This window comes from Streptococcus suis (assembly GCF_046032115.1).
GTDB lineage: Bacteria > Bacillota > Bacilli > Lactobacillales > Streptococcaceae > Streptococcus > Streptococcus suis_AJ.
Genome location: NZ_JARQOZ010000002.1, coordinates 49,088 through 72,785 on the forward strand (window position 1 = coordinate 49,088; position 23,698 = coordinate 72,785).

Genomic DNA, 23,698 nt, shown 5'->3' on the forward strand with positions numbered 1-23,698 from the left:
AACTATTCCTTATAAGCAAATTTTGTAATTATTAAGCTCGAAAAAACAAAGGTATGGAAAGTTTTATTTTTTCTCAAACCATATTTTTTTAATGTTTTATAGCGTTCTAGCACTGGTTTATCCATAATTGTTACAAACGCTTCGACTAATTCTCTATTTTTCTGAGATAGCGACATTTGTAATAAATGGCTGGCTTGCTTTTGACTATTCTTTATCAAATCCCAATAGATAGCAAATAAAATATGAGGGCGAATCCATTTTTTAAAGCGTTTTGAGAGAGTTCGAGCTCCTAAAACATTATCAGAATGCTGGCGGTACAGTTCCCCTGGTTGATCAATAAATACCAAATTTCCAAAGGCTGACGCAAGCAGGGCCAGATACCAATCATGCATCAAAATATCCTCAGTTACTTGCCACATTTCAGCAAGATGGTGATTAATCATGGCGACACCGCCAGTCACAGTATTCTCAGTCAACTCTTGCACCAATTCCGTATTGGCATGATGAGATTGAGATTTTACCATGCTTTCTGCCATAACCTCTAGATTTTGATTGACAACTTTGAGGTCCATATAAACCATCAATGGCAAATTTGTTGGATAGGTTTGTGCTTTTTTCAGACTAACTTCCAGTTTATCTGGCAACCAAACATCATCTTGGTCACTGAAAAAATAGAAATCAGCAGTATCATAATGAACCAATCTATGGAAACTTTTGATGACACCGAGATTTTCATCTGTCTCAACATCTATGAAATGAATTCGCTGATCTTGTTCAACAAAATCTTTAATAAGCTCTCTTGTTCGATCACTGGAACCATCATCACGAATAAATAGTGTCCAGTCTGTGTAAGTCTGTTCTTGGATAGAGCGAATTTGCTCAGTTAAAAACTGTTGACCATTGTAGGTCGACATGAGTATGTTTACTTTCATTTTAAAAATAATTCCTCGTACTCTTGGACAATTTTTCTCCAGGTGTAGGATTCGTGCATGTGCTTCTTGGCAATATTACCTAGGTCTTCTGCTTCCATCTGCTTATCTATCTGGTTAATCAATTGACTTAAATTACCGGATTCTTTACTCCAATAATGAGCCCCTTCTAGGGCAACTTTGCGGTTAAAATCAACACCTAAAACCAAATTTTCATTGGTTTGCGCCAGTGCTTCTAGGAGACTAGGATTGGTTCCTCCAACTTCATGTCCATGAATATAAGCTCGACATTCTTGGCGCAGATACTTAAGTAGTTCTTGGTCATATACTGTTCCTACAAACTTAATTCGCTTATCGGATATAAAGCCTGTCTCATCTTTCAATTTTTGAAAATAGGCAGAGCCTTCATGGTTTGCAACGATGACTAAATCACGTCTCGTGTTGCTTGCCATAAACTCCCGAATTGCTGTCACATAGTTATTCTCGGGTACAAAACGACCGATAATCAGATAAAATTCTTTCTCTTTAATGTTCCAATTTGTAAAATATTGGCGAACTTGCTCAGATTCTTTTGTTAACTTAGTCGGACTTAAATCTGTACCATAGGCAATAAAGCGTGTATTGGTAGCCGAGTATTCAGATTGAATATAATCCTCAATTCCCTCATTATCAGCAATAATCAAATCAGCATATTTGACCATCATTTTTTCAGAAAATTTTAGATACCTTTGGACTGGCTTAGCCCACTTGGCCCGTTTCCATTCCAAACCGTCTGGATTGACAAACAAGGTACCTCCAACAGAGTGAATCTTTTTCGCAAAAGGTACTATGAAACCACCTATGGTATTTCCCAAGATATAGAAAATTGGTCGCTCTATCTGCTGTTCCTTAATGATTTTAAGGGCATAAGTGATTGCCATCATATCATAAGCAATCACACGAGCTGGTCCAAGTTTTGGTGGATTAATGGTGAAGCAATCTGCGCCTAGGTAGGTCGAATGTTGGTGATGACTTGTATCCGATAAACAAGCCACATGATAGCAAATCTTCTCAGATTGCTGGTAACTGACCAATTGTTGGACAAAGGTCTCAAAGCCACCATATTTTGCTGGTAGTCCACGACTACCGATAATAAAAACGTGTTTCATGAATCCTCTCCATCAAATTGCAGTCCTTTTCATTATACCATTTTTTTATTTTTTTTTCTAATTCTATACGTGGTTTACTTAGTGTGCTATTGTAGGCTAAATTCTACAGATTCCTATGCTAGCCTAGAGAGACAAGAAATCGTGTAAAAGCCATTACAACGAATTTATTTCTCCTGCCTAGGAAGAGTTGAAATGGAGCAAATAAAGTTTGCATTTACTACAAATGAGCCCCCTCGCTCTCTAGTTTCTAGCCCCAGACTGTTTCTCTCCAACAGGATAACCGTAAGCTCAGCGATAAACGATTCTATTGCCCCATGTTTCGAATACATCTAACAAACAGGCAATCCTAGACAAACTTCTATCCTACTCGGACGAGCTAAAACAGAACTATGGACCCTTTCTGCTACTCCTATTTCATTACTGAGAGAAAAACTCAAACTATTTCTTTGACCTAATCGAACAAGAAATAGCTACTGTTAATCCTATTTTCCAGACGGTATTTAAGACATTTCTAAAGGATAAAGACAAGGTTTTAAACGCGTTGGAATTACCTTATTCCAACGCCAAACTGGAAGCTACCAATAATCTCATCAAAGTCATTAAGCGAAATACTTTTGGCTTTAGGAAGATTAAAACTTTAAAAAACGGATTTTAATCGCTTTGAACAGTGAAAAGGGCTGGGGATAGCCCTTTTCAGCCTATCTCCTAAAAATAAGAAAGAGATAGAAAAAGAGAGAACGAGTTCGTCCTCTCTAGGTGTTAGCTTTTCATCTACCCACTACAGTTGACAAAGAGCCAAAAGAGTCTACTAGATATTAAACTTCCAATAAAATCTATTCTTATTCATATTATTGCTCAATCCGAATCAAACTAATTGACATCGTATTGATCAAGCCCATATCTAAGAATTAACGATTTTAATTTCTCTGCGTATGCTGGATCGGTTGCATAACCAGAAGCTAGTAAGCTAGTTAATGCAGACTCATAATCCTTAGCTTGCAAAAAGTTAGAATAATTTTTTATTCTCCAAGGTGTTGAAGTAAAGAAATTACCATAGTCAGCTATACTTTCAAAAATAGTCCCATATGCACGGAATTGTTTCTCGACCGTAACTGTTTTTCCGCTTACAACTTCGTTTGTTTGAACAGTGTAGGTGTTTCCTTTCCAACTTACATCGGCCTTAATTCCAAAAATATTATTCGCATTTGTAGCTAGTTGAGACGTTCCCCATGCACTCTCTAAAATAGTCTGTGCTAACATCACACTAGTAACTATACCTTTATTTTTTGAAACTTGCTGCACTGTAGGTAATATTTTATTAACAAATGCTTGTTGGCTAGTTGTCATCTGAACTCGTTCAACAGTATTTTTCTGGTTAGTCGTTTCAGTTGCTGATGGTTTGCTACCAACAACACTATACCAATTATCAATACCAGTAGCCAAAGCTTTTGCAAGTTTTGTATGGTATGCCTCTTGTTTAATTTTTTGCAATTCAGATGGATTATCCATGAATCCAAGTTCGACTAATATCGCTGGAATTGAAGTCTCGCGTAAAACTGCAAATGTTTCTCTACGAACTCCTCGGTTTACCGCACCAGTTTCACGAATTAGACTAGTTTGAACTTGATTTGCCAAAATCTCACTTTCAGCTAAACGAGTCGGATTGTTATGCATTTTCTGATTAATTTTAGGTTGGTATTCTGGATCATATTGATACCAGTATGTTTCGATACCAGTTGCACTAGATTTCCCTAAACCGGTTGCATTGAAATGGATACTTATGAAGAGATCAGCATTGCTTTGATTAGCCATTCTCGAACGTTCTGTTTTGAAATCAACATCATAGTCTGCTGTACGCGTCATTAACACTTGGTAACCCATTTGTATCAAATTAGCTTTTAATTTGTTGGCGACCGACATTGCTAAGTTCTTCTCGTAAATACCATCATATGATGCACCAGAATCTGAACCGCCATGACCTGGATCAATATAAATTGTATAAGATCGGGAGGACGGAATATTTACAACAGCCGAAGTTACATAATCTTTATAGTCAGAATATACATAATATACAGAGACCTGATAATCACCGATATTATTACTGTGATTTTTTTTATCAATTTGCACTGCGTAAGTACCATCACTTTGAGCAACTGCATTATATGATTTTAAATCGCTAGGATTTTTTTGAGACCAAACAACAACCTCAACATATTTTAAAGAAGATGATGGTACAATATCCGAAACCTTAAGATTGAATGTTCCGTTCTTAGCATCTAACGAAGAAACTGAAAGCTTTCCTGAAGACTTGACAGCTGCCAATTCTGTTGTTGTCGATCCAGCAAAAGTCAGTCTACCATCTGTATCACGATAGTACACATGAATATTGTATTTACCAGTTTCATATTTATGTTGAGCCTTATTGACTGTAAATAGATAACTGCCATCCGCCTGAAGACTGGCTTCATACCATTTTATATCATCCTGACCATTAAATTCTGTCCAGGTTGGTATGATAACTTTACTTAATGTATTAGGTGCTACAATGTCTGTTACTCTGACATTGAAAATACCTTTTAAATTATCTTGTTCAATAATCTTAATATTACCAGAAACTTTAGCTTCAGGTAGATTTGCTACAGCTTCAGTAACATATACCAAACGATTATCTAAACCACGATAATACAAATGAATGTTATATTTACCAGTACCATACTTATGCTGAGCCTTATTGATAGTAAGTAGATAACTACCATCCGTCTGACGATTAGCTTCGTACCATTTTATATCATCTTGACCATTGGAATCTGTCCAAATTGGAACAAGAACCTTGCTAATACCATTAGGCGCTAAAACATTTGTTATACGAACTTTAAAAGTACCGTGTTGTTGATTTATGTCCGATACCGTAATAGTACCTGATGCTTTAGCGGAAGGAAAATCAATAACTGTTTCATTCACATATCTTAGACTACCATCGTCACTCTTATAATATAGATGTAAGTTATATTTACCAGCCTCATAATTATGTTTGGTTCTATTAACAGTTAGGATATAACTGCCATCTGTTTGTCGGCTTGCTTCATACCACTTTATGTCATCTTGGCCACCTGACTCTGTCCAAGTTGGAACAAGAACCTTGCTAATACCATTAGGGGCTACAATATTTGTTATACGTACTTTAAAACTATCACTCTGAGGATTGATATCCAAAATCGTAAAATCTCCTGATAATTTAACTTCAGGGAGATTAGCAATCGTTTCAGTAATGTATACTAAATTTCCATTACTATCCTTATAATATAAATGTAGATTGTAATCACCTACACCATTTTTATGATTTCGTTTATTTACTGTTACCTTATAGTTACCATTTGTCTGACGTTGTGCTTCATACCAAACAATGTCATCTTGGCCACCTGACTTTGTCCAAGTTGGAACAAGGACTTTACTCAAACCGAGTGGCGCTGAAATATTTTCAATATTGACGTCAAAAGTCCCAGTTACTGAATCAATATTAGAAACTGAAATTTTTCCACTAGCTTCTACATCAAATACAACTTCATCTAGATAAACCATTTTACCATTACGATTTGCATAAGTGTGAATCTGATACTTTCCATAATCACGATGTTTTCTCAAATCTACATAAGCAGCACCAGTTTGATTGGCATCATACCAAATAAGATCATCTTGAGAATTTTTTTCTGACCAAACTGCAAATTTAATAACTTCTCCGCTACTAATTGGACGAGTATATTTTATTTCCAATATCTGATTCTTTTGTGCAACTTCAGTTATCACACTTGACGGTGTTGTACCTGTTTGTGATTGCGTACTTGTATTCGTTGCTGCTCTCATCATAGAAGCCGATTGAAGCTGTGTTCCCACGCTACTTAAAATTTGACTTGTGCTTGCTACCGTCTCAGTTTGTGTACTCGTTACCAATTTTGCTAAAGAAGTGCTTACAGAATTGGTATCATCTGAAGATACAGTATTTTTTTCAGAAATTGTTGTCCCACTAGTCGTAGTCGAAGCTAAAGTAGATGAAATACTAGAAGTAACCGAACTATTTGAAGCTGTCGTCTCTTTTCCACTATCTTCTTTAACAATAGCTACTTCTTGACTAATATCTGTGGCTTTTATCCAAGAGAATGTATATTCATCCAAACTATGTGAACTTCCATCTAGGAGATTAACTACTAAAGTCAAAGTAAATATTTGATCTTCATCTGAAAAATTAGAGCGATTTAAATAAGCAACATACTGTCCCTGAGCATCAATAGTGAAGGCAATAGTTTTTCCTGAGTTTGAACTTGATTTAAACTGTCCTGTTACTCCAATGATTTCCCCAGTAATATGTGAAAGAACAGCTTTCATCTGACCAGCTTCTTCTATAACGGATAACTGTCCTCCGGTTTCCGGTGAACTAGGAACACTCATTAACTGACTTGAAGCTTCTAAACTATCCGCTTGTACGACATAACCACTCAAAACAATCGCACATACAGATAGTAAGAATATCGTTTTCTTTTTCACATTACCCTCCTTAATTTCAGTTAAGATAATAGCCATAGCTACACTAACAAAACTAAAATCTATATTCTAAATTATAGCACAATTTCTCATTTTTAAACAAAAATTTTATCATACAAACAATAATTATTCGGTTTTATTAAGCCCCGAAATTTGTAAAATTAAGCTAGACAAAAAAACATCTATGTTAGGCTCAGATAAACTACCACATTTATCTGAAATGACTAACATAAATGCAGGTCCCCTTCTTACCACAAATGAACTCATTATGATAAAGGCTTGCTTTCAAGAAGACAAAAAAATTGACAAAACTGAAAATTTTAGATAATTCAAAATAGACTATCTATAATGTATAATGCACTTTCTCAAAAATGGAAATTCAGCTTACGACTACTATTAGCTAAATAAGAAACGTTATAATCTGAGTAGAACGAACCTAACATCATCAGAAAAAGCCTTTATCCAATCTCATTCAGAAGAAGATTGGAACTTGACGGTGATAAAAGGAATCTGTCCTAACAGGATTCCTTACTCTATGAGAACTCTCTAAATGTCTAACTTAATCTGACAATGTCAAACTACTACATACATCAGACAAGAAGCAAACCATTTCAGTATATATAGCAATAAAATTACAATCACTAATGATAGCAAGTGAATAATTAACGAAAGAGAATTTCTATCGCTTCTCCTGCTTATAAAAAGCTTCGAGGGCTTCTTGCCAGGTTGGGATGACAAAGCCTGTCGCCTTTGCCTTATCCAAGCTCATGGTTGAGTTGAAGGGACGTTTTGCCTTAGCTGGGAATTGGCTAGAATCCACTGGCAATACCTTAGTGTTGGTATCCTTTAGGATTTCTGTTGCAAAATCAAACCAAGTTGTATCTTCTGCTGCATCGTTTGACAAATGGTAGTAACCAAATGCTTGCTTGGTGTCCACCAAGTGTACCATGAATTCCGCAAGTGTGCGTGTCCAGGTTGGGCGACCGTGTTGGTCATTGACAACCGTCAAAGTGTCGCGGGTTTCCGCAAGATTTTGCATGGTGAAAACAAAGTTTTTACCGTAGTTACCAAAAACCCAAGCCGTGCGAACAGTGTAGAATTTGTCTGCAAACTTCTCAACTGCTTCTTCACCCAAGCGCTTGGTACGACCGTATTCAGATTGCGGATCTGGTTGGTCATCTACTTGCCACTCTTGACCGACTGGCAAATCACCATTGAAGACATAGTCTGTAGAGATATAGACAAGGGTTGCACCGTATTTTGCTGCTGCCTTGGCAACATTTTCAGAGCCTGTTACGTTAATCTTGTAGTTGAGTTCTTTACCTTCGTCTTCAGCCATATCAACAGCTGTATAGGCTGCACAATGGTAAACAACGCTTGGTTTGACTTCTGCAAAGAAGGCATCCACCTTGTCTGCATCCGTGATGTCCATTTCTGCTACGTCAGCGGCAACATACTCAACACCACGCTCATCCAAGAGATAACGCAACTCTGTACCTAACTGACCATTTGCACCTGTAATTAAAATCATATTTGCTCCTTATTTCAAGAAAGGCTTGGGCAAGAGCCCTAGCCTTTAATAGTCTTATTTAATAACTTCCTGTGTCTTAGCATAGTTGGCTTCAACTGCTTCTTTTTCAGCCTTCCACCAGTCTTGGTTGTCTGTGTACCACTGGATTGTTTCTTCCAAACCTTGAGAGAAGTCTGTGAATTGTGGTGTCCAACCAAGCTCATCACGAAGTTTGCTTGCGTCAATAGCATAGCGCAAATCATGTCCTGCACGGTCAGTCACGTGGTCGTATGCATCTTTTGGTTGACCCATTTTTTCAAGAATCAATTCAAGCACTTCTTTGTTGTTCTTCTCACCGTCAGCACCAATCAAGTAAGTTTCACCCATACGGCCTTTTGTCAAGATTGCCCAAACACCAGTCGAGTGGTCGTTGGTATGAATCCAGTCACGGACGTTTTTACCTTCACCGTACAGTTTTGGCTTGATACCCGCCAAGATGTTGGTGATTTGGCGTGGGATAAATTTCTCGATGTGTTGGTATGGACCGTAGTTGTTTGAACAGTTTGAAATAGTCGCTTTAACACCAAATGAACGCACCCATGCTTTAACAATCAAGTCTGAAGCAGCCTTGGTTGATGAGTATGGTGATGATGGGTTGTAGTTGGTTTCTGCTGTAAATTTCTCACCCGGACCCTCGCCATGACCTGGCAAATCTTCACGCAAAGGAAGGTCACCGTATACTTCGTCAGTCGATACATGGTGGAAACGAATATCGTATTTACGAGCCGCTTCAAGCAAGGTGTAAGTACCGATAAAGTTGGTATGGATGAATGGGCTTGGATCGTTGAGAGAGTTGTCGTTGTGGCTTTCTGCCGCATAGTGAACGATTGCATCTGCCTTAGCAGCCAATTTGTCAACCAACTCAGCATCTGCAATGTCGCCAACAACTAGCTCAACACGGTCACCAAGAATGGCTTCGATGTTAGCCTTGTTACCAGCATAAGTAAGTTTATCCAAAACAGTTACGTGAACGTCTGGATGATTATTATAAACATAGTGTACAAAGTTTGAACCGATGAAACCAGCTCCACCAGTTACGATAATATTTTTGAATTGAGACATTTTTTTCTCCGAAAAGTTTTTTCTTTTTTGTGTGTCATCTTAAGTAGTGGGGTCGTAAGCAACCACCAAGGTGTTTTATTACTAACCCATGAGCCAACGGTCTCATGGATTCCCCCGCTCCTTAGCAAAGCAAAAGAGCTTCTCACTACGGCGATGACACACGAAGCGACTCGCTATGCTCGCTTTCTTTACTTCAAGATTTCTTTCAAGTAAGCAATCTTGGTAAAGTCTTTTTGATTATTGTTTTCTGCTCGGTAGGAATCTTTTGAAGAGGCCTGGTAGATTTTTAGGTATTGCTCAAGTGTCGGTAGGTAATAACGGACACCCGCAGTTTCTAACTCTTCCAGTTCATCTAATTCCACACCTGCAAATTCAGGAAGTGAATGAAGGCCTCCGAATTCAACAGATAAGCCATCTTTATGAAATTCATGTTCGTGACGGTCAACAAGGACATAGCCTAGTTGGTTCATCATGGCTATCAGCTCATCTGCACGGTAAATCCGTTCGTCATCTGGGACTTCCCAGCCACGTGGATCACTTGGAACATGAATATCTAAATCTCCTGCCTGCCAGTCCTTCCCTGTTCGCCTTTCCAAACCAACTGAGCCCATTAACAAGGGAGTGATTCCTAACTTGTTTAACTGCTCTGCTATTTCCAAAAAGGCTTGAAACATTAGAGGTCCTCTTTTCTCAAAGGCTTCACATCTTTGAGAAGTGGGTGATTCTCATCTGCTTCTGAAACTTCTGCTTCTTCTAGGTTTTCCCACTGGATGTCGAGGCTAGGGTCAGCGTAGTTGACGAAGGCATACTTAGGCTTGAGTTCCAAAGCCCAGTAGTCATTAACCAAGTAGCTGTAAGCCACGAAATCTGACAAAACTTGGAAACCATTGGCAACGCCACGTGGGACAAAGATACCTTTTGAAGCATCAATAACGGTTTGGTAGGTATTACCGAAGGTTTCGCCTTCACGAAGATCGACCCAAGTTCCCAAAACCTTACCGCCGTCCGCTACGGAAATATACTTGTCCCAAGGCTCTGCGTGAAGACCACGAAGAACATTTTTGCGAGAGAAGGAAACGTTATTTTGCAATTTTCCTTCTGCAAAGAAGCTTTCAGGGAAACCGAGCGGAAGCATTTTTTCCTTCTGGAAGTTTTCCTTAAACCAGCCACGGTTGTCGCCATGAACAGGAATGTCGAATTCTAACATTCCTGGAATAGCTTCAACTGGGCGAGCTGCAAGTGTTTTACCGAAAAAGTTTTCTGTCATTAGGCTTCTCCAATCAAACGGAGCAAGTATTGTCCGTATTCATTTTTCTTAAGTGGCTGTGCCAATTCATGTACTTGTTCTTTTGTAATGTAACCCATGCGGTAGGCAATTTCTTCCAAGTTAGCCACTTGAACGTTTTGCAAGCGTTGAACGGTTTCGATGTACTGAGCCGCTTCCAAAAGGCTTTCATGCGTACCTGTATCCAACCAAGCAAATCCACGGCCCATAAGCTCAACAGATAAGTCGCCGCGATCTAAGTAAGCCTTGTTGACATCTGTGATTTCCAACTCACCGCGTGGAGAAGGTTTGATATTTTTAGCAATTTCTACTACATCATTGTCATAGAAATAAAGACCAGTAACTGCAAAGTTTGATTTTGGCACTTCTGGTTTTTCTTCGATAGAGATGGCATTCATGTCAGCGTCAAATTCTACAACGCCAAAGCGTTCTGGGTCTTTAACTTGGTAACCAAAGACAGTTGCACCTTTTTCTTTGCTTGCTGCACGTTGCAACATCTTGGTCAATCCATTGCCGTGGTAGATGTTATCACCAAGGATCAAAGCCACATTGTCATCACCGATAAATTCTTCACCGATAATGAAGGCTTGCGCCAAACCATCTGGACTTGGTTGTTCTGCATATGAAAGTGAAATTCCAAGTTCAGAACCATCTCCTAACATATCCTTAAAACGTGGAAGATCTTGCGGAGTTGAAATAATCAAAATATCTTTGATTCCAGCCAACATCAATGTTGACAATGGATAATAGATCATTGGTTTATCGTAAATTGGCATCAACTGTTTTGAAGCTGCGCGCGTTAAAGGATACAAGCGTGTACCTGACCCACCAGCTAGAATAATACCTTTCATATAAGAGTACCTTCCCTAAATTAATATCAGTTCATTATACCATATTTTTAAAGATATTGTCATAAGAAAAAAGCCTGTGACGACAGGCTTTAACAAATTATCCTAAGGCAACATCCAAAATCATCATGATGATAAAACCGGCCATTAAGCCCAGTGTTGCAATGTCCGTATTGCCATTTGTCTGCGACTCTGGAATGAGCTCTTCTACAACGACAAAAATCATGGCTCCTGCCGCAAAGGAGAGGGCATATGGTAAAATAGGTGTCATAAAGGTGACCGCAAAAGCCCCTATGACTGCTGCAATCGGCTCGACAATTGCTGACATTGATCCCCAGTAAAAAGCTTTCCACCTAGATGCACCGTCTGTACGAATTGGAATAGCCAAGGCTGCACCTTCAGGAATATTTTGTATACCGATCCCAATAGCAAGACCGATTGCGCCGATAAGAGCTGCTGGACTATAGTTAGAAGCAAGTGCACCAAATGTAACACCGACCGCCAAGCCTTCAGGAATATTGTGGATCGTAATAGCTAAGAAGAGCAGGGCTGTTTTTGATAGATTTTTTCTCTCCTTCTCACCACCGCCTTCTGCCTTATCTTTATCATTTCCCAAATGCAAATGCGGAACCCAGGCATCTACCAAGCGTAAAAAAATACCACCTGCTGCAAAACCTACTGCTGCTGGTATCCAAGCTAAATTGCCGTATGAACTTTCAGCATACTCAATCGATGGAGCTAATAATGACCAAAAAGAAGCCGCAATCATAACACCAGCTGCAAAGCCTAGCATGGTGTCTAGCAAACGACGACTAACTGTCTTAAAGAAAAATACAACGGCAGATCCCATAATCGTACAAAACCATGTGAATAAACCACCTAGCAAAGCCTGTAGAACTACAGACTGATTAGTAAACCAAGTCATAACTAACATCCTATCCTGTTTAATCTTGCATATCCTATAAATTAAGATACCCTAATTTATTATAAAATTCAAGCTTTTTTCACTTAAATAAATAAGAAAATATCTAAAAACTAAAAGACCTAAAGCTACATTAAATGTCGTCTTGGTCTTTCCATAATTAGGTACTGATTAATTTATCACAAATGTCTAAACGGATTGGTCGAAACAGTTGAAGGAAGAATGTCCACATCCCAGCCCTCTTCTGCTTTCCAAGTTTCCAGTAAATCTGCAATTTTCTTGATAAACAAGGCTTCGATATGATGGCCTGGATCAATAGCCAGCAAGCCTTGTGTCAACATATCCTGACCCGTATGGTAGTAAATATCGCCTGTGATGTAAACATCTGCTCCCTTGGCAAGAGCCTCATGGTAATAGGAACCACCACTGCCACCACAAATCGCCACACGATTGACATATTGCTGAGCTTGGTGCCCATAGGTCACCAGACGGACAGCATCTAGACCAAAGACAGACTTGACTTTCAAAGCCAAATCCTCCAAAGTCTGCTCTGCTATTGTCCCCACACGACCAAGCCCCTGCCCCTCGGCAGTTTCAATCAAGTAGGTAGTATCTTGAATTTCTAATAGTTCACAGAACCAGTCGTTGAGACCACCCTCAACCACATCAATATCTGTATGACTGACATAGACTGCAATATCATGCTTAATCAAATCAAGATACATTTTAGTTTGCGGATTGTCAGCCACCAAATCCTTTATTGGACGAAAAATCGGAGCGTGCTTGACGATAATCAAATCCACCTTTTTATCAATCGCCTCTGCCACTGTTGTCTCACGAATATCCAGAGCCACCATGACACGTTGAATCTCTTTATTAAGGGTACCAATTTGCAGCCCTTTGACATCGCCTTCCATAGCTAAAGAAGGGGGACAAAAGGCTTGATAGCGCTCAATAACCTGACTAGCTAACATGGAGTACCTCCTGAATTTGTTGGATTTTTTGGGAAATGGCAAAGCGGTCACCTTGGCGTTCAGATGGAACTTGTTCCAAAGCAAAACTTAGTTTTTCAAGTTCTCTTCTCCACTTTTTGACGAAAACTGGCGAAACCTCCTCTAGTAAATAGGGACCAAAACGATGTTCAACTTCTGATAATCTCATCTGTCCTGATTCTGCAACGAGGATTTCATATAACTTACCATTTTCTTCCAGAATCTTTTCAGCAACCAATCTAAAACCATTTTTTTCCAACCATCGACGCACATCATCTTCACGATTATTTGGCTGGAGTATCAACCGTTCAATGGTCGCAAGCTTTTCTTTTCCTGCTTCTAAGATTTCTGCAATCAAGCGTCCTCCCATACCTGCTATGGTCACGGCAGTCATCTGATCAGACGTCTCAAACGCACCTAAGCCATTTGCTAAACGGACTAGAATTTTTTCTGTTTGTCCCGCCTGCTCTACATTCTGGAGCGCTGACTGATAGGGGCCTTGAACGACTTCCCCCGCAATGGCAAAATCAATACGCCCCTGCTCTACCAAAAAAAGAGGGAGATAAGCATGGTCACTCCCTACATCGACTAGACGTGCCCCTTGTGGGACAAAACTTGCGACTGTTTCCAGCCTTTTAGATAATTTTGTTTCCATATCAATCTTTCCAGAGATCCATTGCATCAAGAAAGTCACTTGAAACAGTCACATTCTTAGGAGTCTGAATTTCTCTTTCTGCATTTTTCGCTTCTACTTGCGCAACTGTAGCAATTCCCTCGCGGCGCCAGTTTCGTAGAATAGCTTGGATGTATTTCCAATTTGTTTTGTTGTTAAAAACAGCTTCTTTCAAGGCTGCACGAACCAAATCAATCGAAGTTTTGTCATCCTCAATAGTCTTCTGCAAATCTTCGATTTCAAACGGCGATAAAAAGCGGCCCAATTCACGTTCAAAATCACCCACCAAGGTCTTCAAATCATTCTCTGGCTGCACAATCTCAACTGCCTGTTTTGGAGTTAACAGAGCATCCAATTTTTCAAAAGCAGGAAGCGCATCGAATATCATTTCAATTTCACCAGCAATACTGATTGTCTTAAATTCTAAGAGTCCAGCATCTTGGAGATTTTCAATAGCTTGATTGACCTGGGCAACTGTTTTACCAGTAGCTTGAGCGATCTCACTAGGTGCTAATGATTCGATAGCTGAAGAATTTTGATAAAAGAAAAACTGCCAAATCAAAAAATCATCTGCCGACGGAAAAAGCTCTTGATAGTGGAATAATATTGCTGCTGGCAGGACCAAATGTCCCTGACGAAATTGCTGTGAATAGTTCATACTTCCTCTTTAAAGACTAGCTGACTGGGCTGATTGTTCAAAGATATGCCAGTCGTATGGAGTTTCTTGATAGACAGCGTAATTCACCCAATTGGTAAAGAATTGTGCTGCTGGTAAATTCCAAGAGAGAGATGGTTTGCTTGTAGGGTCATCTTCTTTGAAATAATTTTCCGGTAAATGGGGATTTTTTCCAGCTATACAATCACGTTGGTATTCCTTAGCTAGGGTATCCCTATCATACTCTAAATGTCCAAAACTATAAATTTCTCTTAAATCCTTGCTGGCTAAAATGGATAGACCAACTTCTGGACCTTGTGATAAAATCGTCAACCCACTCAGATGGGCAATATCTGCTTCTCTTACTTCCGTATAACGGGAGTGTGGCGAACGAAATTCATCGTCAAATCCACGCATAAGAGGGCTAGTTGGATTAGTCACTTCTTGACAATATACGCCTGATAGTTTTCGAGACATACTGTGTTTGGGTACACCATAGCGTGCATACAAACCAGCCTGTGCTCCCCAACAAATGTGCAATGTTGAATAAACATGTGTTTTTGACCAATCAAAAACTTGGGTAAGTTCTTGCCAGTAATCAACTTCCTCAAAGGGTAAGTTTTCAACTGGTGCTCCTGTCACGATGAGCCCATCAAAATAGCTATCCCTGACCTGCTCAAAAGTCTTATAAAACTGCTTCAAATGGTCCGAGTGTGTATTTTTGGACTCGTGACTAGCCATATAGAGAAATTCAACCTCTAGCTGTAAAGGAGTGTTAGCCAAAAGACGGAGCAACTGAGTCTCCGTCACTATCTTCTGTGGCATGAGATTGAGAATAAGGATTTTGATAGGACGAATGTCCTGATGACTAGCTCGGTCACTATCCATCACAAAAATATTCTCTTTTCTCAAAATTTCAACTGCTGGTAATGATTTTTCAATTTTAATTGGCATAAGCAACCTCCCAATTTTCTTATATTTATTATAAGACAGGTTGCTATGCAATTCAATTAGAATAAAAATAGGACCAGTTATAAGTTTTGGCTATAACCTTAGATTAATAGTGCATCAAAACCTTGTAGTCGTAATCGCCGATTGCTTCGCGGCCTTTCAAATCATCTAGCTCAATCAAGAAGGCACAGCCAGCAACGATACCGCCAAGCTTTTCAATCATTTCGATTGTTGCTTTTACAGTACCACCAGTTGCCAACAAGTCATCGACAATCAAGACACGTTGTCCTGGTTTGATTGCGTCTGCATGCATCGTCAATGTATCTACACCATATTCTTTTTCATAGTCAGCTGAGATAACCTCACGTGGTAACTTACCTGGCTTACGAACTGGTGCAAAACCGATTCCCAATTCAAAGGCAACTGGACATCCAACAATGAAACCACGCGCCTCTGGCCCAACAATCATATCGATTTGCTTATCTGTCGCATACTGAACGATTTCACGTACTGCATAGCTATAAGCATTTCCATCTGCCATCAAAGGGCTAATGTCACGGAATTCGATACCTTCTTTTGGATAGTTAGGAATTGTTGCGATGTAATCTTTTAAGTTCATTTGTCTCTCTCTTTTTAAAAATAATTTTTACTCTTCATTATACCATGAAATTGTTTTTTGGTACATTTCAGACCTATATCTTTAGCAAATCGTCTCCTCACATTCGCCACACAAGCTGCCCTGCTATGTCCACCATAGGAAAAGCTTCCTTGCTGATTAAAGTAAGACTGCTCCCAGCCAACCTCATTTCTTCCTTTTTGGTAGCGACGAAAGCGAGTAGGCGATAAATAGACTCCCATCTTTGAGCGTAGCAATTCTTTCCGAAAAACGGGATCCTGCGTGCCAACTGGAGCCATATCAAGTTGTCTATGGCGCTTATTATTAGCTCTGGCATAATTGAAGGAAGCCCCGTTTACCACGCCATTGACCTGAGGTCGTTCTTCTAAAATCAAGGCAAATTGTCCATCTTGATTTAGGATAAATTCGCTGTGAAAATGAATCAAAATCTTCATATTGACTGGCAAGGTCTTCTGATTTTTCTTGCCGAACAGTTGTTTATTGTGTAGGCGGGCAGATTCTCGTAAGCGGTAAGACCAGCGAGGTAGGCTACGTAAATAGGCTACCAGAGCCTGCCAGTCTGTTTTTCCTCTTCCAAACTGCTGACGTACCCAAAAAGCCTGCTGATAGGAAATAAGGTAGCGCAGTTGATGGACCTGTCTGTTTAACGGCCGTTTGACTTCTAATTCCCGAACTGGAAAAGCTTTATCAACTAGCTTAGCAAAATACCGCCAAAATGGATGGTGTGGAGGACAATTCACATTCATCTTCTGCAAAAGTTCAGGTAATAGCCCGTGACTTAATTCCTCAGGAAAATCTAACATATTCATACTTTGCTCCAATAAAGCCGTCGCTTTCTCTTGGTTTAAAGAGCGACTGTCAACTTTTATCAACTGATAAAAGCTAGTTGAGGCAAAAATAGTAGCTTCTTTTATGAAATTTTGAACAAATGCTGGGATGTCTTCTTGTTTTAGAGGCAACAGTTGTTTCAGGAAAACCTTTTTGATGGCTCTTTCTGACCATCCTACTCGCCGTAATTCAATCAGTGCGTGCTTTATTTCGGTTATCTGTTCAAGATTTTTCAACAGGCTTTTTTGCCTGATAAACCTATAAGTGTAGAGAAGCGTTCCAATCACTCCAACAACAACCAGAGCTTCTACTGTCATCAAACGCGACCACATAGCCATTCATAAATTTCCTGAACGGTGCCAAGCGCCATCAACTCTTGTTGGATAACTGTTTCTTTCAATTCTTGATATATTTGACTTTCTGAAATCTCTCGCTTCTGCGCCTCTTTGTTGACCCGCATGACCCCATCCGTAATCGTGACGAATTCTAATTCTTGGAAAATCTGAATCATTTTGACCAAGAGACTGTCCTTAATTTTTAAGTAACCAGCCAAATCTTTCAGTTTGTAGCGGACATCAAACTCATCAAATTGGTAAATAGTCTTATACAATTTAGCGAATTGTTCTCGGCTACCATAACCATCTAGATAGTACGGTTTGGCAATTTCATTTTTAAAATAAATGGCTTCAAATTCTCTTTCCTGAAAATAGCTACGCAGACTACTGAGGTCCTCAGGCAAGTTAGCTAAGACAATTGCTTTGTTATCTGCTACTGGATTTTCAATGTCCAAAATTGGGACTCCTGCAGGAATAGGATGTTGCTTTCCACGAATATTATAAAGTTGAACACCATTGACCCGAGCATCAACCAACATGAGCTGAAGACTGGTATTGCCATTCCATTGATTGACAGACAAGGTGACAGCTAGTTCTAAGCCCTTGGCCTGTGAAAATTCCAAGGCTAGATTACCCTTACCAAAAGCAACCACATCAAATCCAGCAACCCCTTTTGTAATCCGTATCTTCAGATGAGCATTATTCTGCCCCATGGTTCTTGCTGATTCTACCTGAAAGTCTCTGATGTAGAATACAGGCTTTTTATTATCCATGCCGTAAGGCGCAAGCTTCTCGAAAGATTTTAGAGTATCTAGGGTTAATTCCTCTAAATCCAATTCTTCATCTAAGACCAGCGAAGACTTGCTGGATAAATCCAATTTATTTTCGATAATGTAGTCTGCCAAGGTTAGAGCAAGCTCTTCAAGTTTGTCAACTTCCAAGGTCATACCTGCTGCACCAGCATGGCCACCAAAGGCGATAAATAGGTCCTGATGATCTTTAAGGGCCTTGAAAATGTCAACCGCTTCAACAGAACGAGCCGAACCCTTTGCCTTACCATCTTCAATGGACAAGACGATAACAGGCTGGTGCAATTCTTCTAGTAGGCGTCCTGCTACAATCCCTAAAACACCTGGGTTCCAACCTTCTTTAGCCAGAACTTGAACAGGTCTATCATGACGGAGCATGGTTTTTGCTTCATCGTAAATTGCTTGGACGACATCCTTACGCTCGACATTCTTACTGTCAATCATGAGAGCAATCTCATGGGCCTCTTCGTCATCAAAACCAGTCAGTAATTCGATGGCTGGATTAGGATCATCAAGTCGACCAAGGGCATTCAACCTCGGAGCAAGTTGGAAACCAACAGTTTCTTCATCAATACTGTCTATGTCAATACCAGCTATCTTTATCAACTCTTGCAAACCTGCTCGCTCAGTCTGTTTGAGAAGGGACAGACCATATTTGACCATGACACGATTCTCATCGGTCAAGCTAACCATATCAGCGATGGTGCCAATTGCGACCAAATCCAGCAAGTCTGCATGAACCGTTTCAAGAAGGGCACAGGCCAATTTGAAAGCCACACCGCAACCTGCCAAATGTTTGAAGGGATAATTTCCCTCTGGATGCTCTGGATGTACAATCGCATAGGCATTGGGAAGGGTTTCCTGCATGGAATGGTGGTCTGTCACGACAACATCGACACCCATTTCCTGGGCATAGGCAATCGCTTCATGGCCCGCTACGCCATTGTCCACCGTCACAATAAGAGAAATCCCCTGCTGCTCGATAAAATACTTGTAAACTGACTGATTTGGCCCATAGCCGTCTGTGAAACGGTTGGGAAGATAAACTTGGACTTCTGCCCCCATTTCCTCCAGGGTTTCTTTCAGAATAGATGCCGAGGTCATGCCATCTGCATCATAATCCCCATAAATCAGAATCTGTTCGTAATCTTCGATGGCTCGACGAATGCGCTCTACTGCCTTATCCATATCGTGAAGGAGGTAGGGGTCGTGGAGATCTTCTAGGCTTGGTTGTAAAAAGGCCTGTAAATCTTCAGCTGACTGAATGCCACGTTCATAGAGTAACTTTGCAGCTACAGGATCCAATCCTTCTTTTTTCGCCACTTTGACAAATTGTTCATCAGAAAAACCGGTCAATAATTGCCAGTCATAATTGGGTTTTATCACGTTTTTTTACTCCTTAATACTCAAAATCACAAGTAACCTGTAACTTTTCCGAGTATAAACTATCTTTCTATTATATCATTTTCCAAGAAAAATGGAGCAAGGTAAGACCGAAACAGAATGTCGTTCCCTTGCTCCATGAAGAACTAATAGTGCAATTTATAATAAAGGTGAAATAATTCGCAGTAGGGCTCCTCCCAAACGCTTATACCAAGAGTACGTTTTATGGAAGGTTAGAAGGTTAATTTGCTGTGATTTTTTGAAGGAATGAGTAAAGTCATCCTTAATAGCTGCCAAAACTGCCGAGTGATTGTAAATATAGAGACCGCACTCAAAATTAAGATAAAAAGAGCGAAAATCCATATTCACCGTACCAACAGTAGCTTTCTTATCATCGACCAAAACAACTTTGGAATGGACAAACCCAGGCTGGAATTCAAAGATTTCAATTCCTGCTTCCAAGTAAGTCGGAAAATCAGTACGAGCAGCCAAATAAGCCGATTTTTTATCGTAGATATGCGGGAGCAGAATGCGAACCTCGACTCCACGCTTCGCAGCATAAGTCAAATTATCAATCATTTCATCATCCAACACTAAGTAGGGTGTCATGATATAAATATAATCCGTTGCCGACTGAATCATGTCTAGGCAGACTCGTTTGGCTACCTCATCTCCATCAAATGGATTCTCGCCATACGGAAGGAAGAAACCTTCAGCATCAATGGTTTCCGTCTCTAAATCTTTATGCGTTTTGAGGTATTGTAGATCATCTGTCTCTGTCTTTTCATTGTAATTCCACATTTGAAGGAACATCAACGTAAAGTTTGCAACAGCTTCTCCCCTAATCATAATCGCTGCGTCTTTCCAGTAACCAAAACGCACTTTCTTGTTGATGTATTCATCTGCGATATTAATGCCACCAGTAAAGGCAACCTTTCCATCAATAATCGCAATTTTTCTATGGTCACGGTTATTTTGCACCGTAGATAAGGCTGGGATAATTTGAGAAAATACTTTGGCTTTTATCCCATATTTTCTCAAGGTTTTATAGTAATTATAGGGAAGATTGGTCAGTGAATTCATCCCATCATACATAAAACGAACTTCCACCCCTTGCGCTGCCTTTTCCTTCAAAATGTCAAGGATAGAATCCCACATATATCCCATATCGACAATAAAGTACTCCATGAAAATATACTGCTCTGCCTTTTTCAATTCTTCTAGTAGAGCTTCAAATTTTTCCTGACCTGTCGAAAAATAGACGGCATCCGTATTGGTATGAATTGGGTAGCCAACGTACTCACTCATGAAGTGAGCTAATTTCAGTTGCTCCTTATCTTCCCGCTCTAATGCCTTCATGACCTTTTCAGACGTCTTACTATACTCCCGAAGTCTTTGTGCTTGCTTATGAAAATTTTTACGATAGCGTTTGGTTTCGATGTTGGACTGCAAAATAAAATAGAATAGAGCACCAAAAATCGGAATACCAATGACAAAAACAATCCAGGTTAACTTAAAACTGGTATTCATCGGTCTATTGATGATTGAAATAGCTACAAAAATCGAAAAAATTTGCAAAACAATCAATAAAGCAGGCATATAGGTAGCTGCCGAACCTACCAACCATAGAATAAGGAAAATGGTTAGAACAATCAAACTAATGACGATAAAGGTCCGACTGTATATAATTTTCCAAAGTTTTTCCATACATCTCTCCCTTATTTTTTTTACCATTATAACAGATTTTAGTTCATTATCCTACTAATTATCGCAGTAGATTTCTCGCAGTTCTTACTTGAAAACAGCACCCCTATCTCCTACATCATAAAACACCGACATAGACCGGTGTTTTACTTATATATATTATCTGTCAAAATTTCTACGGTTTACCGTAACGTAAACCCATAGCATTGATAGCGACAATAACCGTCGATAGACTCATGAGCACGGCCGCCAATAAAGGATCCACCATAATGCCCATGCTTGGATAAAGGATTCCAGCAGCTAAAGGAATGGCAATGATGTTGTATCCTGCCCCAAACCAGAGATTTTGCCTCATTTTGCGGATGGTTGTCTTGGCAATGCTCAACATATCCAAGACTGCTGATGGATTGGATTGAACCAAGACCACGTCTGCAGAGTGAATGGCAACAGAAGTTCCTGCGCCAATGGCAAAGCCTAAATCTGCCGTCGCTAGAGCAGGCGAATCATTGACCCCATCGCCGATGAAAAGAACTGCCCCACGCGCCTGATAGTCCTTGACCAGTTTTGCCTTATCCTCTGGTTTAAGTTCAGCTCGGTAATCCTCTATGCCCAACTGACTGGCCACTTTTTGTGCGGTAGCTGGATTGTCACCCGTTAACATCACAGGACTAATACCCTGCGCTTTCAAGCCTGCTACAAAATCTTTAGCATCTTCTTTTATCTGGTCTCCCAAGGCTACAAATCCCAAGACCACATGATCAGTCACCAAAAAACTCACGGTTAGACCCAAATCAAGATAGGGAGCAATCACGTCCTGATCCACTGACAAACCTATTTCCTGCAGACCTTTGTAGGACATGATTTCATAAACCCTTCCATCCAAGACTCCTCGAATCCCACTACCAGGGATATTCTCAACCTGCTCTACTTGATAGGAATGTTGACCTGCCGCCTCCACTATGGAAAGGGCAATTGGGTGGGTTGAATGAACTTCTAGGGCTGCCATTTTGGCCAGCACATCCGCTCCCTCAACCAAATCTTGACTGTGGCGAACTTGAAATTTTCCGTCGGTCAAGGTTCCGGTCTTATCCATCAAGGCAAACCGAATCTGGTTAACCTGTTCAAGAGCTGTTCGGTTCTGAACCAAAAGACCATTTTTTGAAGAAATCGTGGTCAAACGCGCCACAACAAGAGGGATGGCTAAACCAAGGGCATGCGGACAGGCAATGACAAAAACAGAAACTGCCATCATCAAGGCAAAGGCAAGATTAGCCGTCATGGTCCAATAAATAAAGGCCAAAATCCCCACAATTAAAGCTGCATAGAAGAGCCAAGAGGCTACGCGGTCAGCCATATTTTCAAGCTTGGATTTCTGGTTTTGCGCTTGACGGACCATTTCGGTCACCTCCGCCAAAAAGCTGTCCTTACCAAGAGTGGTCACTTCCATTTCAAAGGGCGTGTTTTGATTGAGCGAACCACCGAATACTCTATCTCCTGCCTCTTTTTTGACAGCTCGAGATTCCCCAGTAATCATGGATTCATCAATATGAGCAACACTCAAAATCTTACCGTCAGCCGGAATTTTTTCATTTTCCTTGACTAGGAGGAAATCCCCAATCTGCAAGTCCTCTACCGCAACATCTGTCCCATCCTTGAGATGGGCTTTTTTCGGAATGAGAGAGGCCAAGTCTTTCAGGGCATCGCCTGCTCCCATAACCGCCTTCATCTCAATGATATGCCCAATCAGCATAATGACAATCAGCGTAGACAACTCAAACCAAAAGTTCATGCTTTCTTGTCCCAATAACGCTAAAATGGTCGCATAAACGGAGTAAAGATAGGAAACAATAATCCCCATGGAAATCAGGGTCATCATTGCCGGTTTTTTAGCTCGCAACTCCCCTCTAGCTCCGTTAAAGAAAGGTGTTCCTGAGTAGAAGAAGATAATAGAACCTAGTATCAGCTGGACAAGTTCAACACCCGGAAAACGTAAGAGAGTGAAACCTGCAATTGGAGAAATGGCCAGTAGGGGAATCATGACTGCCACTGCGACTTTGAGTTTTGTATTCATATCCCCCATGTGCATCATGTGCCCACCATGCTCCATCATGTCATGATCATGCCCTTGGTGATGCTGATGAGCATCATGAGTATGATGAGAATGATGACTGATGTCAGAGCCCCCTACATGATGATGGTCGTGATGGACGTGATGGTCAGAATGATGATTGGCGTGAACCCCCTCTTCATGAGGATGCTCCTGCTGATGAGAATGATGGCTGGTCTGACCAACTTCCTCAGAATGCATCATATGTTGGTGTTCCTGCTTATTTTCTTTTGAATAGTTCATAAGATAACTCCTATTTCTGTCTACATTTGTAATCGATTTATAATTATAGTTTACACTTGTAGTCAAAAAATGTCAACCGAT

At 40.2% G+C, this 23,698-nt stretch carries 18 protein-coding genes and 1 pseudogene; 1 reads left to right on the forward strand and 18 read right to left on the reverse strand.

All coding sequences use genetic code 11. From position 1 onward, the window contains the following. Window positions 1–2: 2 nt before the first annotated feature. Complete coding sequence (locus P7J36_RS01360) at window positions 3–932, reverse strand: glycosyltransferase family 2 protein (protein ID WP_408550971.1); 930 nt, start codon at window positions 930–932, stop codon at window positions 3–5. Continuing rightward, the gene (cps2T, locus tag P7J36_RS01365; RefSeq protein WP_408550970.1) at window positions 929–2,077 is read right to left on the reverse strand and encodes a beta 1-4 rhamnosyltransferase Cps2T; all 1,149 of its coding nucleotides are present in this window, start codon (window positions 2,075–2,077) and stop codon (window positions 929–931) included. The genes P7J36_RS01360 and cps2T overlap by 4 nt, the downstream gene beginning before the upstream one ends. 266 nt (window positions 2,078–2,343) lie before the next feature. Here cps2T and P7J36_RS01370 point away from each other — a divergent pair. Next, window positions 2,344–2,764 (forward strand): annotated as a pseudogene (locus tag P7J36_RS01370) (transposase); the annotation flags it as partial. A gap of 183 nt (window positions 2,765–2,947) precedes the next feature. Here the strand turns inward: P7J36_RS01370 and P7J36_RS01375 are convergent. The 16 genes from P7J36_RS01375 to P7J36_RS01450 form a co-directional block, all read right to left on the reverse strand. Continuing rightward, a complete protein-coding gene (locus tag P7J36_RS01375; protein WP_408550969.1) occupies window positions 2,948–6,616 on the reverse strand; it encodes a GBS Bsp-like repeat-containing protein in 3,669 nt (1,222 codons plus the stop codon). A gap of 676 nt (window positions 6,617–7,292) precedes the next feature. After that, window positions 7,293–8,144, reverse strand: coding sequence for a dTDP-4-dehydrorhamnose reductase (gene rfbD, locus P7J36_RS01380; protein ID WP_105150849.1), 852 nt, complete (start codon window positions 8,142–8,144; stop codon window positions 7,293–7,295). 54 nt (window positions 8,145–8,198) lie between these two features. After that, the gene (gene rfbB / locus P7J36_RS01385; protein ID WP_024385627.1) at window positions 8,199–9,245 is read right to left on the reverse strand and encodes a dTDP-glucose 4,6-dehydratase; all 1,047 of its coding nucleotides are present in this window, start codon (window positions 9,243–9,245) and stop codon (window positions 8,199–8,201) included. A gap of 188 nt (window positions 9,246–9,433) precedes the next feature. Next, window positions 9,434–9,919 (reverse strand): phosphoribosylanthranilate isomerase, encoded by a 486-nt coding sequence (locus P7J36_RS01390; RefSeq protein WP_408550968.1) that lies wholly within the window; start codon window positions 9,917–9,919, stop codon window positions 9,434–9,436. Next, window positions 9,919–10,512, reverse strand: a complete 594-nt coding sequence (locus tag P7J36_RS01395) for a dTDP-4-dehydrorhamnose 3,5-epimerase family protein (RefSeq protein WP_014637724.1) — start codon at window positions 10,510–10,512, stop codon at window positions 9,919–9,921. Before P7J36_RS01395 ends, P7J36_RS01390 begins: the two co-directional genes overlap by 1 nt. After that, the gene (gene rfbA, locus P7J36_RS01400; protein WP_024418471.1) at window positions 10,512–11,381 is read right to left on the reverse strand and encodes a glucose-1-phosphate thymidylyltransferase RfbA; all 870 of its coding nucleotides are present in this window, start codon (window positions 11,379–11,381) and stop codon (window positions 10,512–10,514) included. The genes P7J36_RS01395 and rfbA overlap by 1 nt, the downstream gene beginning before the upstream one ends. Window positions 11,382–11,478: 97 nt before the next feature. Next, entirely contained in the window at window positions 11,479–12,303 is an 825-nt protein-coding gene (locus P7J36_RS01405; RefSeq protein WP_105121790.1) for a ZIP family metal transporter, read from the reverse strand. 176 nt (window positions 12,304–12,479) lie between these two features. Beyond that, on the reverse strand, window positions 12,480–13,274 hold the full coding sequence (locus P7J36_RS01410) for a Nif3-like dinuclear metal center hexameric protein (RefSeq protein WP_408550967.1): 795 nt from the start codon (window positions 13,272–13,274) through the stop codon (window positions 12,480–12,482). After that, window positions 13,264–13,947: a tRNA (adenine(22)-N(1))-methyltransferase gene (locus P7J36_RS01415; RefSeq protein ID WP_105150854.1), complete on the reverse strand. Its 684-nt coding sequence runs from the start codon at window positions 13,945–13,947 to the stop codon at window positions 13,264–13,266. The genes P7J36_RS01410 and P7J36_RS01415 overlap by 11 nt, the downstream gene beginning before the upstream one ends. Window position 13,948: 1 nt before the next feature. Further along, window positions 13,949–14,623, reverse strand: coding sequence for a DnaD domain-containing protein (locus tag P7J36_RS01420; protein ID WP_408550966.1), 675 nt, complete (start codon window positions 14,621–14,623; stop codon window positions 13,949–13,951). 9 nt (window positions 14,624–14,632) lie between these two features. Further along, the gene (metA, locus tag P7J36_RS01425) at window positions 14,633–15,574 is read right to left on the reverse strand and encodes a homoserine O-acetyltransferase MetA (RefSeq protein ID WP_014637718.1); all 942 of its coding nucleotides are present in this window, start codon (window positions 15,572–15,574) and stop codon (window positions 14,633–14,635) included. 103 nt (window positions 15,575–15,677) lie between these two features. After that, window positions 15,678–16,190 carry an adenine phosphoribosyltransferase gene (locus P7J36_RS01430; RefSeq protein ID WP_002937136.1) on the reverse strand — a complete coding sequence of 171 codons (513 nt, stop codon included), beginning with the start codon at window positions 16,188–16,190 and terminating at the stop codon, window positions 15,678–15,680. A 14-nt stretch (window positions 16,191–16,204) separates the two neighbouring features. After that, entirely contained in the window at window positions 16,205–17,374 is a 1,170-nt protein-coding gene (locus P7J36_RS01435) for a DUF3114 domain-containing protein (protein ID WP_408550965.1), read from the reverse strand. Further along, complete coding sequence (gene recJ / locus P7J36_RS01440) at window positions 17,353–19,566, reverse strand: single-stranded-DNA-specific exonuclease RecJ (RefSeq protein ID WP_408550964.1); 2,214 nt, start codon at window positions 19,564–19,566, stop codon at window positions 17,353–17,355. The genes P7J36_RS01435 and recJ overlap by 22 nt, the downstream gene beginning before the upstream one ends. A gap of 156 nt (window positions 19,567–19,722) precedes the next feature. Then, window positions 19,723–21,270, reverse strand: a complete 1,548-nt coding sequence (gene cls, locus P7J36_RS01445; protein WP_024407402.1) for a cardiolipin synthase — start codon at window positions 21,268–21,270, stop codon at window positions 19,723–19,725. A gap of 172 nt (window positions 21,271–21,442) precedes the next feature. Continuing rightward, window positions 21,443–23,617: a copper-translocating P-type ATPase gene (locus P7J36_RS01450; protein WP_398582657.1), complete on the reverse strand. Its 2,175-nt coding sequence runs from the start codon at window positions 23,615–23,617 to the stop codon at window positions 21,443–21,445. Window positions 23,618–23,698 lie beyond the last annotated feature (81 nt).